The following is a 16,803-nucleotide window of genomic DNA, read 5'->3' on the forward strand; positions in this document are numbered from 1 at the left end:
TCTAGGGCAAATCGTCGCGATTGGAGATCATCTAGCGATGATTTGCCCTAGATCGACGAGGACTCGGTCGACGGGGAGAGCAGCGGCAGGCGCAGCTCGACGCGCAGCCCCGGGCCGGCGTCGCCGAGCCGGACCGAACCGCCCTGGCGGCGGACCAGCTCCCGGACGATGGCGAGCCCCAGGCCGCTGCCGCCCGCGTCCCGCGCCCGCGCGTCGTCCAGCCGGGTGAACCGGTCGAAGACGCGCTCGCGGTGCTCCGGCGGGATCCCCGGCCCGTCGTCGGTCACGGTCACCAGGTGGTACCGGGGACGCGACTCGTCCGGACCGGCCACCGCGAGCACGACCTCGCCGCGTGCGTGCCGTACCGCGTTGTCGAGCAGGTTGGCCAGGATCCGGTCGAGCGCGTCCGGCTCCCCCAGCGTCCACAGGTCGCGCTCCGGCGGTACGACCCGCACGGGCGGCGCGGGATACCGCTGGGCCACCCGCGCGAGCAGCTCCCCCAGCTCGACCGGCTCCACCGCCGCCCGCTGCCGCGCGCCGGCGTCGTCGGCGCGGGCGAGCAGCAGCAGGTCGTCGACGAGGCGGCTCAGCCGCTGGGTGTCGGCGAGCAGGTCCTCGGCGACGGCCGGCCAGTCGGTACGGTCCCCGAGCACCTGGGCGACCTCCAACTGGGTACGCATGTTCGTCAGCGGGCTGCGCAGCTCGTGGGCGGCGTCGGCGACGAAGGCCCGTTGCCGGGCCCGGGCCGACTCCAGCCGGTCCAGCATCCCGTTGAGCGTCACCGCGAGCCGGTGGATCTCGTCGCGGGACGCCGGTACCGGCAGCTGCCCGGGCCGGGCGCCTCCGGTGATCTCCTCGGCTCCGGCCCGCAGCGCCTCGACGGGCCGCAGCGTCGCCCCGACCACCCGCCACGCCACCGCCGCGAGCGTGGTGAGCAGCAGCGGAAAGCTGATCAACAGGATGGTCCGGACCACGCTGACGCTGTGCACCACGTCGGACATCGACTTGGCCACCAGTACGGTCTGCGGGTCCTCGGGCGGGCCGGCCGGCACCGCGACGACGCGTACCGGGCCGCGCAGGTCGAGCCGCTGGCCGGGGACGAAGAGCCCGGTCCGGCCGGTGATCCGGTCCAGCTCCGGGGCGTAGAGCATCGGCACCAGCCGATCGGCGTCGATCGAGGCGGCCCGGATTCGGCCCTGCGCGTCGACCACCTGGACCCGTACGTCGCTGCCGGCGACCGGCAGCGGGTCGGGCAGGGCGTCCTCGCCGACGAGGATCGCCACCGCGTCGGCGGTCTTGAAGGCCTCCGAGTCGACCGTGCGCTGCAACGCGTAGCCGAGCGCGAAGATCAGCACGACGCCGCCGGCGGCCAGCCCGGCGGCGAGCCCCACCACCCCGATGGTCATGAGCCGGCCGCGCAGGCTCTGCGGCAGGAAGGGCCAGCCGCTCGCCCAGCGCGCGAGCGCCGCCCGGCGCGCCCGGATCGCCCGGGCGAGGTCCCCCCGGCGGGCGGCGCGCGCTCCGGCGGGGCCGGCCTCGGGGTCCCCGTCGGCCGCCAGGCTCGCGGGGTCGCCGTCGGACGCCGGGCTCGCGGGGCCGCCGTCGGACGCCGGGCTCGCGGGGCCGGCGACGGGTGCCGGGTCGGCCGCGCCCGCCGACGGATGCCGGGCGCTCATCCGGCCAGCCGGTAGCCCGCGCCGCGTACCGTCTCCAGCCGCTCACGGCCGATCTTGCGGCGCAGGTAGCCGATGTAGACCTCGACGGTGTTCGGCGCGGTCTCGATGCTGTCGTCCCAGACGTGGTCCAGCAGCTCCGTCTTCGACACCACCGCGCCGCTGCGCCGCAACAGGTACTCCAGCAGGGCGAACTCGCGGGCGGTCAGCACCACCTCCGCCCCGGCGAGGGTCACCCGGCGCCGGGCCGGGTCGAGACTGAGGTCACCCGCGGTGAGTACCGCCGGCCGTTGGGGCGCGCCCCGGCGCAGCAGCGCGCGCAACCGGGCCAGCAGCACCACGTACGAGAAGGGCTTGGTCAGGTAGTCGTCGGCGCCGCAGTCGAGGCCGTCGGCCTGGTCGTACTCCCCGTCCTTGGCCGAGAGCATGAGCACCGGCAGCCAACGCTCCTCCGCCCGCAGCTGCCGTACCACCCGGTAGCCGGAGAGTCCGGGCAGCATCACGTCCAGGATCATCGCGTCGTACCCGCCGTGCCGGGCCAACTCCAGTCCGGTCAGCCCGTCGGCGGCGACGTCTACCACGAACCCCTCGGCCTGCAGGCCGCGTTGCAGGGCCTTACCCAGACGGGCCTCATCCTCGACAACAAGCAACCGCACCAGCCAAGCGTGCCACCATGGCTGAGAGCGATCACAGGCTCTCTCAGCGTCCTCACAGTGCGTTACCGAGAGGATATGTGCAGGAGGTAGAAAACCATGTCGATTTTCAACTCCCGACCGGCCCTGCGCTGGTTGGTTCCCGCGACCGCGGCGGTCGCGATCGTCGGGGGTGGCGCGGCGGTCGGTACCTTCTCCGCCTCGGCCGAACCGAGCTTGCCACCACGCACCGCCGCCCAACTTCTCGTCGACCTGCAGACCGCCCGCCTTGACGGTCTCTCCGGCACGGTGGTGCAGCGGGCGGATCTGGGACTTCCGGCCCTGCCGAACCTCGCCGCCCAGGGCAGTTCGGACTTCACCTCGCTGGTCTCCGGGACCCACACGCTGCGGGTCTGGTACGCCGGCCCGGACAAGGCCCGGATCGCCCTGCTCGGCACGCTCGGCGAGAGCGACGTGATCCGCAACGGCAGCGACGTCTGGTTCTGGGACAGCCGGGCCAACAAGGCCAGCCACAGCACGCTGCCGGAGTCCGGCGGCGACGTGGAGGCCCGGCCCGGCAGCCTGCCGCACGGCCTGCCGGCGAGTCCGCAGGAGGCGGCGCAGCAGGCGCTGGCCGCGATCGACCCGACCACCGAGGTGTCGGTCGGCCGCTCGGCGAAGGTCGCCGGGCGCGACGCGTACGAGTTGGTGCTCCGCCCGCGCGACACCGCCTCCCTGGTGGGCCAGGTACGCATCGGCGTCGACGCCGCCGAGCACGTACCGCTGCGGTTCGAGGTGCTGGCCAAGGACGCCCAGGAGGCGGCGTTCGAGGTCGCCTTCACCCAGGTGAACTTCAGCCGGCCGGACGACGAGCAGTTCGCCTTCAACCCGCCCGCGGGCACGAAGGTGACCGAGGAGTCGGCCAAGCCCGAGAAGCCCTCGGCCGGGCGGCCCGAGCCGCGCGACGTGCGGGTACTGGGCAAGGGCTGGACCAGCGTGCTGTCGGCGAAGCTGCCGGCGGACAGCATCCCGGGCGCCGGTGAAGCCACCGCCGGCGGGAACCCCGACGCCGAGGCTCCGCAGCTGGGCGCGCTGCTCGGCGCGCTGCCGAAGGTCAGCGGCGACTGGGGCAGCGGGCGACTGCTCACGGGCAAGCTGTTCAGCGCCCTGCTCACCGACGACGGCCGGGTCCTCGCGGGCGCGGTCAGCCCCGAGCGGCTCTACCAGGCCGCCAAGGACGGCAAGTGAGCGTGGGCCGGCGATGACGGAGTTCGCGGTCGCCAGCCGCGGACTCACCAAGCGGTTCGGACGCCAGGTCGCGGTTGACGCCGTCGACCTGGCGGTTCCGCGCGGTGCGGTCTACGGCTTCCTCGGTCCCAACGGCTCGGGCAAGACCACCACGATCCGGATGCTGCTCGGCCTGATCCGGCCGACCTCGGGCACGCACGAGCTGCTCGGCGAGCCGATGCCGGCCGGTGCCGGCACCGTGCTCCCCCGGGTCGGGGCGCTCGTGGAGGGGCCGGCGTTCCACCCGTACCGCTCCGGCCGGGACAACCTGCGCCGGCTCGACGCGGCCGACCGTACCGCCGACCCGGCCACCGCCGAGGCCCGCATCGACGCGGCGCTGGAGCGGGTCGGCCTCACCGCGGTGGCCGGCCGCCGGGTCCGGGCGTACTCGCTGGGCATGCGCCAGCGGCTCGGGCTCGCGGCCGCGCTGCTCGCCCCGCGCGAGCTGCTGGTCCTCGACGAGCCGACCAACGGGCTCGACCCGCAGGGCACCCGGGAGGTCCGCTCGCTGATCACCGCGCTCGCCGACGAAGGCGCCACCGTGCTGCTCTCCACCCACCTGCTCGCCGAGGTGGAGCAGGTCTGCAGCCACGTCGGGGTGATGCGCCGTGGCCGGCTGGTGGCCCAGGCGCCGCTGGCCCGGCTGCGCGAGGAGGCGGTGGCGCGGGCGCGGGTACGCACCGTCCGGACGGCCGAGGCGGCCCGGGTGCTGCGCGAGCTGGGGCTGACCGAGGTCAGCACCGGGGCCGGCGAGGTCACCGGGGTGCTCGGTCCGGCCGCGCCGGAGAAGGTCGTGGCGGCGCTGGTGCACGCCGCGGTGCCGGTCCAGGGCTTCACCGTCGCGGCGCCGGGGCTGGAGGACGTGTTCGTCTCGCTCACCGGGGAGGGCTTCGATGTCAGCGGCTGAGGCGCCGGCGGCCGAGGCGCCGCTCACGACGGTCACCCCGGCCCGGCCGGTACGGCGGGTGAGCACCCGGTTCTTCCGCTCCGAGCTGCGGCTGATCTTCGGCCGGCGGCGCAACTGGGCCGGCATGGCGCTGCTGGCGGCGGTACCGATCGTGATCGCGATCGCCACGAAGGTCTCGACCCCGGCCGACGGCCCGCAGGGCGGCGACTTCTTCGCCTCGATCACCAGCAACGGGCTCTTCGTGGCGCTGGCCGCCCTCAGCGTCGAGCTGCCGCTCTTCCTGCCGATCGCGGTGGCGGCCATCGCCGGGGACAGCATCGCCGGCGAGGCCAACACCGGCACGCTGCGGTACCTGCTCACCGTCCCGGTGCACCGGACCCGCCTGCTGGCGGTCAAGTACGCCGCCGTGGTCGTCTTCGCGTTCGCCGTGACCCTGCTGGTCGCCGCGGTCGGCGTCGCCATCGGGCTGGCCCTGTTCGGCGCCGGGCCGGTCACCCTCCTCTCCGGTACCCAGGTCGGGACGGGCCCGGCGCTGCTGCGCCTGCTCGCCGTCTGCGCGTACCTCGCGGTCGGCCTCTGCGCGCTGGGCGCGGTCGGGCTCTTCGTCTCGACGCTGACCGAGCAGCCCATGGGGGCCGCCATCGCGGTCACGATGCTCTGCGTGACCAGCTTCATCCTCGACGCGATCCCGCAGCTGGGCTGGCTGCACCCGTACCTGCTGACGCACCACTGGCAGGACTTCGGCGAGCTGCTGCGCGACCCGGTCAACCTCGGCGGGCTGCGCGCGGGGCTGCTCTCCGCGGCGGCGTACGTCGTGGTGTTCCTCTCCGCCGCCTGGGCGCGCTTCGGCGGCCGGGACGTCACCAGCTGACGCCCCGGCCGCACGCCGGCCCTACGGGGCGGGCGCGACCTGCTCGAAGTGGAACTCGCTGATGAAGCAGTCGCGCGGCTGGCCGAGCGCGAACCGGACGCAGTCGACCAGCGAGTTGGCGGTCAGCGGGTCGTCGGCGCCGCGGGGCGCGCGGTCCCAGCCGGGCGAGAACGGGTCGGGGTTGGCGAAGTCGGGCGGGTACAGCGAGATCACCCTGATCCCCTCGGGCCGCAGCCGGCGGGAGAGGATCCGTACGAACCCCCCCTGCGCCGACTTGGCCGCGTAGAACGCCTCGTGCGCGCCGGAGCGGTCGTGCCCCGGGACGCCACAGGCCGAGACCATGGTGACCACGTCGGGCCCGGCCGAGCGGCGCAGCAGCGGCAGGAAGTGCTTGACCACCAGCACCGTGCCGGTCGCGCCCGAGGCGATGGTGTCGATGATGTCCCCGTCCGACGCGGAGCGCGGGCCGGTTCCGGTCGGCGCCAGGTCGGCACCGGTCCGGTCGAGGCCGGGGCCGGTTGCGCCCGGCTGCGCGAGTCCCGGACCGTCGAGGTACCGCGACCCGTTGTTGACCAGGATGTCGACCCGCTCGGTACGCTCGGCGACGGCCGCGGCGAAGGCCCGGATCGCGACCGGGTCGGTCAGGTCGCAGGCGTACGCGTGGACCCGTTCGTAGCCCCGGTCCCGGATCTCCCGGCGGGTCCGCTCCGCCTCGGCGAGGCGGCGGGCCGACAGGTGGACCTCCGCTCCCCACTCGGCGAAGCGCAGGGCGACGCTGCGGCCGAAGTCACGGCCGGCCGAGGTGATGACGATCCGCTGGTCGTCGAACCGCTGGTCGTCGAACCGGTGCTGGTCGGAAGCGCGCACACGAGTCTCCGGGGAAGGTTGCCGTTCGTCGGGGACAACCCTCGTACCTGAAGCGCTGTCGAGGTCAAGCCGGGCGGCCGAGCCGGCCGCGAGCCCGGTTCCGGCCGGGTCGTGGTCCGGCGGGAGGATGCGCGCTATCGTGTCAGTTTTGGGAAAACAAAAAAGAACGGCATAAAGCGCCGTTCCTTTACGGATTCTAGCATGGGGAGACGGCTTGTCAAGCTACTCGGGCAGCGGCTCTGACGTCCACGAGATCGACGAGCACGCCATCGCCGACGAGCTGGGCCGTGAGCAGGAGTACGTCTCGATGCTCTACGGCCGGCTGGACGACCTGCGGGAACAGGCCACCCGGCGGCTGGCCGGAGCGTTGCGCAACACCGGCGGAACCCAGCAGGAACTGTCCCAGCGCGAAAGTTCGGTGGCCATGTACACCGAACAGGTCGAGCAATTCAGCGCGGTGGAGGACGGCCTCTGTTTCGGCCGGCTGGACTTCACCGACGAGGCCCCGCGCTACATCGGCCGGATCGGCATCTTCGACGCCGGCGACGACTACGAGCCGCTACTGATCGACTGGCGGGCCCCGGCGGCGCGGCCGTTCTACCTCGCCACCGCCGCCGCTCCGGACGGGGTCCGGCGGCGCCGGCACATCCGTACCCGGCGGCGCGAGGTGGTCAACCTGGACGACGAGGTCCTGGACCTGACCGAGGCCCGGCGCACGGCGCACGAGGGGCTGACCGGTGAGGCGGCCCTGCTCGCCGCCGTCAACGCGAGCCGTACCGGACGCATGAACGACATCGTCGAGACGATCCAGGCCGAACAGGACCGGGTGATCCGCGACCGGCTGGACGGCGTACTCGTGGTGCAGGGCGGCCCGGGCACCGGCAAGACCGCGGTGGCGCTGCACCGCGCGGCGTACCTGCTCTACACCCACCGGCAGAGCCTCGCCACCCGCGGCGTGCTGCTGGTCGGTCCGAACGCGACGTTCCTGCGCTACATCTCGCAGGTGCTACCCGCGCTCGCCGAGACCGGCGTGCTGCTCTCCACGGTCGGCGACCTGTTCCCCGGGGTACGGGCCCGCCGGGCCGAACCGGACGAGACGGCCGAGATCAAGGGGCGGCCGGAGATGGTCGAGGTGCTGGCCGCGGCGATCCGGGACCGGCAGCGGGTGCCGGACGAGCCGATGGAGATCGAGGTCGAACACGACACGCTGCGCCTCGACCCGCAGACCGTGGCCGAGGCGCGGGCCCGGGCGCGCAGGGCCGACCGGCCGCACAACCTGGCCCGCCCGTTGTTCGAGATCGAGATCGTGCACGCGCTCGCCGCGCAGGTCGCCGAGCGCATCGGCGCGGACCCGCTCGGCGGGGAGAACCTGCTGGAGGAGGCGGACCTGGCCGAGATCCGCCGCGAGCTGCGTACCGAGCCCGGGGTACGGGACGCGCTGGACGAACTCTGGCCGGTGCTCACGCCGCAGCGGCTGCTCGCCGACCTCTTCGCCTCGCCCGAACGAATCGCCGCCGCCGCGCCGCGACTGACCGACGCGGAGCGCGAACGGCTGCACCGGGCGCCGGGTGGCGGCTGGACCCCGGCCGACGTGCCGCTGCTCGACGAGGCGGCCGAGCTGCTCGGCGAGGACCGGCGTGAGGTAGAGGAGCGGATCGAGCGCCAGCGCCGCGAGCAGATCGAGTACGCCGAGGGCGTGCTGGACATCGCGCTCGGCTCCCGCTCCATCGACCTGGAGGACGAGGCCGAGGGCGAGATCCTCACCGTCACCGACCTGCTCGGCGCCGACCGGCTGGCCGAGCGGCAGTCCGACGGCGAGCGGCTCACCACCGCCCAGCGCGCCGCCGCCGACCGTACCTGGGCCTTCGGTCACGTCATCGTCGACGAGGCACAGGAACTCTCGCCGATGGCCTGGCGGCTGCTGATGCGTCGGTGCCCGAGCCGGTCGATGACGCTGGTCGGGGACGTGGCCCAGACCGGCGCGCTGGCCGGCAGCGCCTCGTGGCAGCGCACCCTGGAGCCGTACGTGGACGGGCGGTGGCGACTGGCCGAGCTGACCGTCAGCTACCGCACCCCGACCGAGGTGATGGCGGTCGCGGCCGAGGTGCTGGCCGAGATCGACCCCGCGCTGCGACCGCCCCGCTCGGTACGCGACACCGGCGTCCCGCCGTGGGAGCTGCGGGTCGGGCCGACGGAGCTGGCCGGCCGGCTGGTCGAGGCGGCGGGCCGCGAGTCCGGGCAGGTCGGAGACGGTCGGTTGGGCGTGATCGCGCCGGCCGGCCGGATCGAGGAGCTGGCCGGGGCATTGACCGAGGCGCTACCCGGTACCGCCGTCGGCGACCAGCCGGAGCTGGAGAGCCCCGTGGTGGTGCTGACCGTGCCGCAGGCCAAGGGGCTGGAGTTCGACTCGGTCGTGGTGGTCGACCCGGACGGCATCGTCGCGGAGTCGCCGCGCGGGCTCAACGACCTGTACGTGGCGTTCACGCGGGCGACGCAGCGGCTCGGCGTGCTGCGGGTGGACGCCGTGCCCGCCGGGGCGGGCACGACCGCCCCGCCGGCGGACGACGCGACCGCGACCGCCCCGACGACGACCGACGTCCACGTGACCGATGCCCAGGCGACCGGGGCCCAGGCGGCCGACGCCGACGCGCGGGCGTCCGACGGGCGGGCGTCCGACGGGCGGGGCACCGGCTCGGCGGCGACCGGCGAGCCGGCGCTGAGCGGCCGATGAACTCCGGCGACTCGGCACCTGAACTCCGACGGCTCGGCGCCGGTCAGCGGTCGGTGAAGTTGCCCACCTGACTGGCCTGACTGGACTGGTCGCTGGTCGACCCGCGGGTCGGGGTGCTCAGCTTCCCGGTGGTCGCGTCGCCCGTCGTGGTCGGCGCGACGCGACCACCGGGTCGGCGCGGCTTGCGGCGTACGCTCGCCGGCCCGGCGCGCCCGCCCGTGGTGGTCGCCACGCCCCGGGTCGGCGCGGGCCCGCCGTCGCGGAAGACGCTCGTGTCGGTCGCCGCGTCCGCCGGATCGTCCACGTCCCGCTCCTGGCTCTCCCGCCACCCGTCGTCGGGCCAGCCGATCACCTCGTCGGCCGCGCCCGGCCCGTAGTCGCCGCCGCCCACGCGGTCCTCCACGCGGCGCCGCGCCGCCTCGTCCGTGAGCTCCCCGTCGGCATTGCGGATCTCGCCGTTCTCGCGCACGTCCCCACCTCGCAATAGGTCATTGCCACGGACCGCCCGTCTCGTGGGTCTGGCGTGGAGCGGTTTCCCCGTGGAGCGAATCTCCCTGGAGCGGATCTCCGTGGAGCGGATCTCCGTGGAGCGGCGTCTCGCCGGGTCGCGATGCACGACGCCCCGCCTTCTGGCTGCCCGTGGCCGCGACGGCTAAACCCCGAGCGCCTTCCACTAACCTGTCGTCCGATCATTGATCGACACGGGAGGGCAGTAATGCGACAAACACCGGTCAGTCGGCGAACTTTCACGAAGCTCGCCGGCGCGGCGGGCGCCGGGGCCCTCGGCGCCGGGGCGCTGCTGACGACGCCGACCCTCACGGGGAGCGCGCAGGCCGCCACGCCGACCTGGAAGACCAGCGGTACCGCCGTCACCGCGCTGCAGAGCTTCGACGACACCATGAAGAGCTTCATGCAGGCGCGCAACATCTCGGCCGGGCAGCTGGCCGTGACGTACCAGGGCCGGCTGGTGCTGGCCCGCGGCTACACCTACAGCGACGACACGAGCCTCAACGTCACCCCCACCTCGCTGTTCCGGATCGCCAGCCTCTCCAAGTCGCTCACGGCGGCGGCGCTGAACCGGCTCGCCCAGGAGGGCAAGCTGGCGCTCGGTGACAAGATCAGCCGGTACGTCGACCTGACCCCGCCGGCCGGGCAGACCGCCGACCCGCGGCTGGCCAACGTGACGCTCTGGCAGCTGTTGCAGCACACGGGCGGTTGGGACCGGGACCTCACCTTCGACCCGCTGTTCTACGACCGCACCATCTCGCAGTCGTTGGGCGTACCGATGGAGCTGTACCCGGAGAACGTGGTGCAGTACATGAACGGCCAGCCGTTGCAGCACAACCCGGGCACGTACGTCTCGTACAGCAACTACGGGTACCTGCTCGCCGGCCGGATCATCGAGCGGGTGAGCGGACTGCCGTACGCCACGTACGTGCAGCAGAAGCTGCTCACCCCGCTGGGCATCACCCGGATGGCGCAGGGGTGGAGCATCGCCAAGCACTCGGGCGAGGTCCCGTACCGCTCGCAGTACACGGGCACGACGGTGCTGGACGACTCCGGCGCCACGGTGGCCTCGCCGTACGGGACGTTCAGCATGCGGCTGCACGGCGCGAACGGGGCCTGGATCGCCTCGGCCGTGGACCTGGTGCGCTGGGCGTCGGCCTTCGACGCGGCCGGCCCCGTGCTGGACAGCAGCGCGCTGAGCCGGACCTGGGCGGCGCCGGGCGGCATCGGCGTCAACCCGAGCGGCTGGTACTACGGGCTCGGCTGGCAGGTCCGCCCCGTCACCACCGGCGGTACCGGCCGCAACACGTGGCACACCGGCAGCCTGCCGGGCACGTACACGCTGATGGTCCGCACGTACCACGGGCGGAGCTGGGCGGTCCTGTTCAACCAGCGCGACGACGCGTCCGGCCTGAGCTACGGCGACATCGACTCGCTGCTCTGGACCGCGCACGGCAAGGTCACCAGCTGGCCGACGCACAACCTCTACCCGAACTACTTCTGACGCCACCCCCGCCCCGCGACCGCGCGCCCGTCGGGGCCGGTCGCGGGGCGGGTACGGCGTGTTTGTGGTCGGGGCCCTCGGGTAGGCAGTGCGGTCCGCCGGTACGGGCGCACGTCCGAGCGGCCGGGCCTGGAGAAACGCCTCATCAACATCCCAGGGAGGAAGAGATGAGTACGCAGACTCCGTCGAGAAACGCGCCGAGCACGCAGCAACAGGACGCCGGCAGCATGACCGGCCAGATACGTTCCGACGGCGGCGCGTCCACGCGGCAGATGCCGCAGTCGCGGAACATGGGCATGTCGAACGTACCGTCGGGGGCGTACCAGCCGATGGACCCGGACCTCGCCAGGGAGCGCAGCGCTCACAACGAGACCAAACCCGCCTGGCGGAGTACCGAGTTCTGGATCTACCTGGCCGCCGTGGGTGGCGTCCTGATCGCCTCGGAGATCGTCGGCCGGAACAGCGTCGGCGTGGACATCTTCCGAGCCGACAACGCCTGGCTCCTCATCACCCTGTTGACGATCGGCTACGTCGTCAGCCGGGGCCTGGCGAAGGCGGGTAGCTCCTGGCGGCACGCGCGGGACAACCGCTAGCACGGCGCGTTCTCCACGGCCCGCCGTAGCGCGGGCCGGGGTCGCACAGAGTGAGCGGCGGTCCCCCGGGGATCTTCCCCGGGGGGCCGCCGCGCGTCCGGTCCACCAGAACCGTCGGTCACTCCTCGCCGAAGAAGCCCCCGTCGTCCTCGAAGACCTCTTCGATCATCTCGCCGGCGACCAGGCCGCCCGCGACGCCGAGCGCCGCGCCGGCGACCGCGCCGCCGATCCCCGCGCCGTGCCCGTGTCCGCCGTGGTGGCCGCCGTAGTGGCCGCCCGGGTGACCGTGACCGTACTGTGCGGCCAGGTTGCCGTACCCGGCAATCGTCTCGCGCAGCCACCCGTCGACGTGCCGCACCCAGTCGATCCGGTCGATCTCGGCGTGCTCCACCCGGTACCGGCCGAAGCTGTCGTGGCCGCCGCCGAAGAAGCCGCCCCGCTTGTCGCATTCGAGGATCACGTCGACCGCGTACTGGTTCGTGACGAAGGTGAGTTCCACCTCGCGGACCGAGTGCGCGTACTGCGGCGACGCGAAATACTCGATTTCCTGGTAGAAGGGGAGAGTCTGCTGCACGCCGCGGATGTGGCCGCGCTCCAGGTCGGCGTTCTTGAACTGGAAGCCCAGCTGCGCGAAGGCGTCGAGGATCCGCTCGTGCACCGGCAGCGGGTGCACGTTGACCTGGTCGAGGTCGCCCTTGTCCACGGCACGGGCGATCGCGACCTCGGTACGCAGGCCCATCGTCATCCCGCGCAGGCGCTGGCCGTACACGTCGGTGATCGGGGTTTCCCAGGGCACCGGTAGCTGGAACGGGATGGCCAGTTCCTGCCCGGGGGCGAGTTGCAGCGGGCCGCTCACGGGCATCCGGTGGAACTCCATCACGCCCGAGTACTCGGTGTCGCCGCCCTCGACCTCGACCCGGGTGACCAGCGCCAGGGTCACCTGCTCGATGTTGGCCGGCGCGTCCCCGCCCCGCAGGTTGACCTGCCCGTCGAGGGTGAGGCCGGGGCGCGTGTTCGGGTTCGACAGCACCGTGTCCACGCTGGGACCGCCGACCCCGAAGGCGCTCAACATCTTCTTGAAGACCATTCGGTTACTCCTGTTGTCTGCTCTGCGGCAACTGCCCGGAGGTGGGCGTCCACCATGGAGCGGCACACTTCGGCCGATACGCTAGTCGGCCAAGCTGAGAGGTTGCTGATAGCAGCCGGTCGACTACCACATGGTGACATGCCCGGTCAGGGTACGTCGGCGGGGCCACCCCGCCGCCGCGCCGCCGGTTTCCGTTCCCGCCCACGCGACGGCCCGGTGGGCGAGGGCACCGCCTCGCCCACCGGGCCGGTTCGGGTGGGGACGGGCCGGAGTCACCCCGCCCGTCCCCGCTCAGGTCAGGCCGCGGCCTTCCATGCCTGCAGGTTGTTGAAGCGGGCCTCGGTGATCCGGGTCCCGTGGTTGTAGGTGTTGTGCGGATACGCGCCGTGCGGGAAGCCGTACGCGTGGATCGCCATCGAGCAGATCCCGACGCAGAACGAGCTGCCGGCCGGCCGGTTCTGGTAGACCGGGCTGCCGCTCATCCCGCCCGTGGTGTCGTTGCTGTAGAAGATCTGGTTCGTCTGGCTCACCGCGACGGTGCGGGCGACGGAGTCGCCGCGCCACTGCTCCCCGAACGGCTTCTCGCCCGGGTAGCCGTTGATCAGTGTGCTGGTGCCGGCGAGGCTGGCGGCCTGCCACCAGTACCCGAACCAGCCGACCGTGTAGCCGATCGTGCAGTTCAGCTTGATGGCGCCGTAGTCGTACGCCTCGTCGCCGCTGCTGGTCCAGCCGGTCACCGAGTACAGCGTCCGGGCCGTGCACGACCCGTACGGCGCCGAGCTGCCGTTGCGGCCCGGCCAGACGGTCAACTGTCCGGTGTACCAGGAGCCGCCGCTACCGCCGCTGTGCACGCAGTGCCCCGCGGTGGCGACGATGTCCGGCCCGTACAGCCAGCCGGTGCAGTGCGCCGCGCCGTTACGGGTGATCATCACGACCGCCCGCGCCGGGTACGACGTCGTCGGGTTGATCCGGACCCGGTCGTCCGGGCCGAAGATCGACTCGATGCCGACGTTGGCCAGCGGAGCGCCGTCGGGGGCGGTCCCCTTCGGGTTCACCGGCGTGCCGGTACCCACGTACCCGGAGGCGCCGGGTGACGCCGCCCGCAGGCCGACGCTGACCCGGGAACCGTCGCTCGCCGTCGGGCTGTCGGGACGGGCCGCCGGCTTCGCCGCGCCGGCCGGAGCCGGCGCGACCGTCACGATCGCCGCCGCGAGCATGGCCGCCGCCGCGAGTGACCGCAGCACGCGCGGGCTCGAACCCTTGCGTACGTCCATTCGAGACTTCCTCTCCCTGTGGTGGTGCGCTTTTCAGTTGCGCGCACGGCAATATCCGGCCCCGACCCGGTGGAGCGGTCGGCGGATATTGGGTAAGGGGTACGGGAATTGATCCCGTCACCGGGCCGGCGAGGATCGACTCCTGGGCGAGGATCAACAGCGGCCTGGCCAACACGACAGATCATGCCGACAATATCGATATTGCCTTTTCCCGACCGGGCCGTGGTCGACCCCGTGCGTTCGCCAACTGTAGAGCCTCGATTACCGCAAGGGAAGAACTGGGCCCGGAATCCCACCCACCGGCGCGTGTCCGATCCGCGACAAGATTTACCGATAACCGCACCCGCCTATCGGCGGTAAAGGCAATCCCCTCCGCCGAACGGAGCCGGATTACGTGGAACGGAAAGAGCAACCGGCGCCCGCGGCGGCCGAGGCGGACCGAATGCCACCGCCGACGGCGCGGCGCACCCCGGCCGGTGCGCCCGCCGCGACCCGCCCCGAGCTGCGACACCGCCGGAGCGTCCGCAACCGGCGGTCGGCTTGGCGACAGATCCGGGCCGGGGCTGCGGTGACCTTTGTCGGAGCGAATTGGGCGACTCCTGTCGGGTGTTCTCCATGCCGTCGGCCGGCCGGAAAAATCGCGCGGTATTGAACCGGACCGGAGATTCGGCCCGACCACAACGACGCGCGGGGATTCGCGGCACGGCCCGGCACGGTCGCATTTCCGTCGGGAGAACGGGTACGCGGACTCGCGTTTGCGCGCCGCACCGGAAGCGACGGCCGGACGCAAAGTACAGCCGAGCCCGATTCGACCTCACGGGGGCGTCGCCCAGCCGCGATATCGCGAAAACATCTCACGGGATCACTCCGGGGGGCACCCGCGCCCCACCCCGGCCGGCATGGCACATTGCGGCGGGACGCGATGACCCTGGGCGGCCTATATGGTAATCGGACATGCTCGTACCCCGCCCCGGAGGTCCGATTGTGAAAGCGTTTCTAGCGGTTTCCGTCATGCCGGGTGCCACACATCCGGCCGGGTACGGCCCCATCGTCCGCGCGCTCGACGTCCTGGCCGGCACGCGCACCGCCACCACCCAACGGACCGAGGACGGCTGGGTCGCCTTCACCGGCACCGACGAGCACGACCGCACCGGCGACCGGGCGCGGGGCTTCACCGTACGGCTGACCCGCTCGGCGCGTCGCGGCACCGGCGACGCCAGCACCTCGGCCCTGGCCGCCATGCTCGGCGACGGCCGCTCCATCGACGGCGACGGGCTGGCCGCCATGCTGCCGCCGTTCGCCGTCGCCCACCGGGCCGGGCCCGGCGCGCCGGTGCTGGTGGCCGGCGACTGGCTCGGCCTCCGGCAGCTCTTCTGGTGGCGGGGCGACGGGATCGCCGCCGTCTCCACCAGCGCCCGGACCCTGGCCGCCCTCGGCGAGGCGGAACTGGACACCACCGCGCTCGCGATACAGAGCGTGATCGGCTGGCAGTTGGGCGACGGCACTCCGTACCGGGGAGTCGCCAAGCTGCCACCCGGCTGCGTGGCGCTGCTGCACGGCGGCAAGGTCACCCTGCACCGGTACGCCGACCAGCGGCTGACCCCGGACGGCCCGGCGCCGGCGTTCCGTGCCGTCGTGGACGAGATGGCCGGCCTGCTGCGCGACTTCCACGCGGCCTACCTCGACGACCATCCCGACACGGTGCTACAGCTCACCGGCGGGCAGGACTCCCGGCTGCTGCTCAGCGCGGTACCGCCCGCCCTGCGCGCCGGCATGCCGGCGCTGACCCTGGACCGGCGCGGCGGCGTCGAGTCCCGCATCGCCAAGCGGCTCAGCGAGATGTGCGGGCTCAAACACCACGTGCACTGGCTCGACGAACAGCCGCCACCCAGCCCGCGTACCGCCCACCGGCTCGCCGTCGAGGCGGCGGCGGCGCTCGACTGCATGGCCAGCCCCCTGGCCCTCGCCCCGCTCGCCGTCATCGAGGCCGGACTGGACCAGAGCCACCGCCTCTCCGGGCTGGGCGGCGAGATCGCTCGCGGCTTCTACTACCTCGGACAACCCCGGTACGCCACCACCTCACCCCGGCTCGTGCGCCGGCTCGCCCAGTGGCGGCTCTTCGCCAACGAGGGGGTCACCCCCGACGCGCTGGAACCCGACTTCGCCGAGCGGGCCCGCACCGCCGCCCTCGACGCCGTGCTCGCCTGCTTCGCCGAGTACCCGTCCGACTGGCTGCGCGCCACCGACGAGTTCTACCTGTGGCAGCGGATGCCCCGCTGGGCCGGCACACACAGCACCGCCGCGGCCGTCGAGCGCTGGTTCGTCAACCCGATGCTGGACCGGCGCTTCCTCCATCTCGCGCTCGGCGTCTCCCCCGCCGACAAGCGCGACTCGCACCTGACCGGGCAGCTGATCCAGCGCCTCGATTCGCGCCTGGCGGCCGTACCGCTCGACTCCGGGCTGGTGCCGGCCCGGCTCGGACGCCGCGGCGTCGCCAGCGCCGCGGCCGTGGCCCGGGTCAACGCCCGGAAGGTCGCCGGCAAGGTACGGCAGCGGCTCGGCCACCGCCGCCGGGCGCAACTGGGCGTGGCCGAGATGGCCGGGCTGGTGGTGGCGCACTGGCGGTCGGCGCCGGAGCTGCTCCAGCCGCTGCACCGGACCGGCCTGGTCCGTACCACCTGGCTCGACGAACTGCTCACCGGACGCCGTACCGCCGAGCCGACGACCGTCGCGTTCCTGGTGAACCTGCTGGTCGCCGCCGAGACTGTACTGCCACGCTCGCGCGCTACGCGGCGCTGAGAGGCGTCGTCCTTCGCCTGCGGGGCGCGACGCAGATCGTCAAGGGCGCGTCGCCCACCGACAGCGGTCTG

General features: G+C 73.1%; 12 protein-coding genes and 1 pseudogene. 7 read left to right on the forward strand and 6 right to left on the reverse strand.

Translation table 11 applies throughout. The features are described 5' to 3' along the window. Positions 1–47 precede the first annotated feature (47 nt). Together AB0J86_RS38315 and AB0J86_RS38320 are read right to left on the reverse strand one after the other, a co-directional pair. Positions 48–1,406: an ATP-binding protein gene (locus AB0J86_RS38315; RefSeq protein WP_363863712.1), complete on the reverse strand. Its 1,359-nt coding sequence runs from the start codon at positions 1,404–1,406 to the stop codon at positions 48–50. 266 nt (positions 1,407–1,672) lie between these two features. Then, positions 1,673–2,329 carry a response regulator transcription factor gene (locus AB0J86_RS38320; protein WP_363863680.1) on the reverse strand — a complete coding sequence of 219 codons (657 nt, stop codon included), beginning with the start codon at positions 2,327–2,329 and terminating at the stop codon, positions 1,673–1,675. A 96-nt stretch (positions 2,330–2,425) separates the two neighbouring features. On the opposite strand from AB0J86_RS38320, the gene AB0J86_RS38325 reads away from it, so the two are divergent. The 3 genes from AB0J86_RS38325 to AB0J86_RS38335 are packed head-to-tail and all read left to right on the forward strand — an operon-like array spanning position 2,426 to position 5,370. Continuing rightward, complete coding sequence (locus AB0J86_RS38325; RefSeq protein WP_363863683.1) at positions 2,426–3,553, forward strand: hypothetical protein; 1,128 nt, start codon at positions 2,426–2,428, stop codon at positions 3,551–3,553. Between the two features lie 13 nt (positions 3,554–3,566). Further along, on the forward strand, positions 3,567–4,499 hold the full coding sequence (locus tag AB0J86_RS38330) for an ATP-binding cassette domain-containing protein (RefSeq protein WP_363863685.1): 933 nt from the start codon (positions 3,567–3,569) through the stop codon (positions 4,497–4,499). Continuing rightward, on the forward strand, positions 4,486–5,370 hold the full coding sequence (locus AB0J86_RS38335) for an ABC transporter permease (protein ID WP_363863688.1): 885 nt from the start codon (positions 4,486–4,488) through the stop codon (positions 5,368–5,370). The genes AB0J86_RS38330 and AB0J86_RS38335 overlap by 14 nt, the downstream gene beginning before the upstream one ends. 21 nt (positions 5,371–5,391) lie before the next feature. Here the strand turns inward: AB0J86_RS38335 and AB0J86_RS38340 are convergent, their stop codons facing one another. Next, entirely contained in the window at positions 5,392–6,237 is an 846-nt protein-coding gene (locus tag AB0J86_RS38340; RefSeq protein ID WP_363863691.1) for an SDR family oxidoreductase, read from the reverse strand. 307 nt (positions 6,238–6,544) lie between these two features. Between AB0J86_RS38340 and AB0J86_RS38345 the strand changes: the two are divergent. Continuing rightward, positions 6,545–8,752: pseudogene (locus tag AB0J86_RS38345) on the forward strand (ATP-binding domain-containing protein); the annotation flags it as partial. Positions 8,753–9,011: 259 nt separating this feature from the next. Here AB0J86_RS38345 and AB0J86_RS38350 read toward each other — a convergent pair. Beyond that, the gene (locus tag AB0J86_RS38350) at positions 9,012–9,437 is read right to left on the reverse strand and encodes a hypothetical protein (protein ID WP_363863694.1); all 426 of its coding nucleotides are present in this window, start codon (positions 9,435–9,437) and stop codon (positions 9,012–9,014) included. A gap of 246 nt (positions 9,438–9,683) precedes the next feature. Here AB0J86_RS38350 and AB0J86_RS38355 point away from each other — a divergent pair, with 246 nt between their 5' ends. Further along, entirely contained in the window at positions 9,684–10,979 is a 1,296-nt protein-coding gene (locus AB0J86_RS38355) for a serine hydrolase domain-containing protein (protein ID WP_363863697.1), read from the forward strand. 167 nt (positions 10,980–11,146) lie between these two features. Further along, positions 11,147–11,572 carry a hypothetical protein gene (locus tag AB0J86_RS38360; protein WP_363863700.1) on the forward strand — a complete coding sequence of 142 codons (426 nt, stop codon included), beginning with the start codon at positions 11,147–11,149 and terminating at the stop codon, positions 11,570–11,572. A 118-nt stretch (positions 11,573–11,690) separates the two neighbouring features. Here AB0J86_RS38360 and AB0J86_RS38365 read toward each other — a convergent pair whose 3' ends face one another. Both AB0J86_RS38365 and AB0J86_RS38370 read right to left on the reverse strand, forming a co-directional pair. Then, complete coding sequence (locus tag AB0J86_RS38365; RefSeq protein ID WP_363863703.1) at positions 11,691–12,659, reverse strand: sporulation protein; 969 nt, start codon at positions 12,657–12,659, stop codon at positions 11,691–11,693. A gap of 296 nt (positions 12,660–12,955) precedes the next feature. Further along, positions 12,956–13,933, reverse strand: coding sequence for a trypsin-like serine protease (locus AB0J86_RS38370; RefSeq protein WP_363863706.1), 978 nt, complete (start codon positions 13,931–13,933; stop codon positions 12,956–12,958). 1,011 nt (positions 13,934–14,944) lie between these two features. Here AB0J86_RS38370 and AB0J86_RS38375 point away from each other — a divergent pair. Then, positions 14,945–16,732, forward strand: a complete 1,788-nt coding sequence (locus tag AB0J86_RS38375; RefSeq protein WP_363863709.1) for a hypothetical protein — start codon at positions 14,945–14,947, stop codon at positions 16,730–16,732. Positions 16,733–16,803 lie beyond the last annotated feature (71 nt).

The sequence above is a fragment of the Micromonospora sp. NPDC049559 genome, assembly GCF_040676675.1.
In the GTDB taxonomy this organism is placed as follows: domain Bacteria; phylum Actinomycetota; class Actinomycetes; order Mycobacteriales; family Micromonosporaceae; genus JBFAPK01.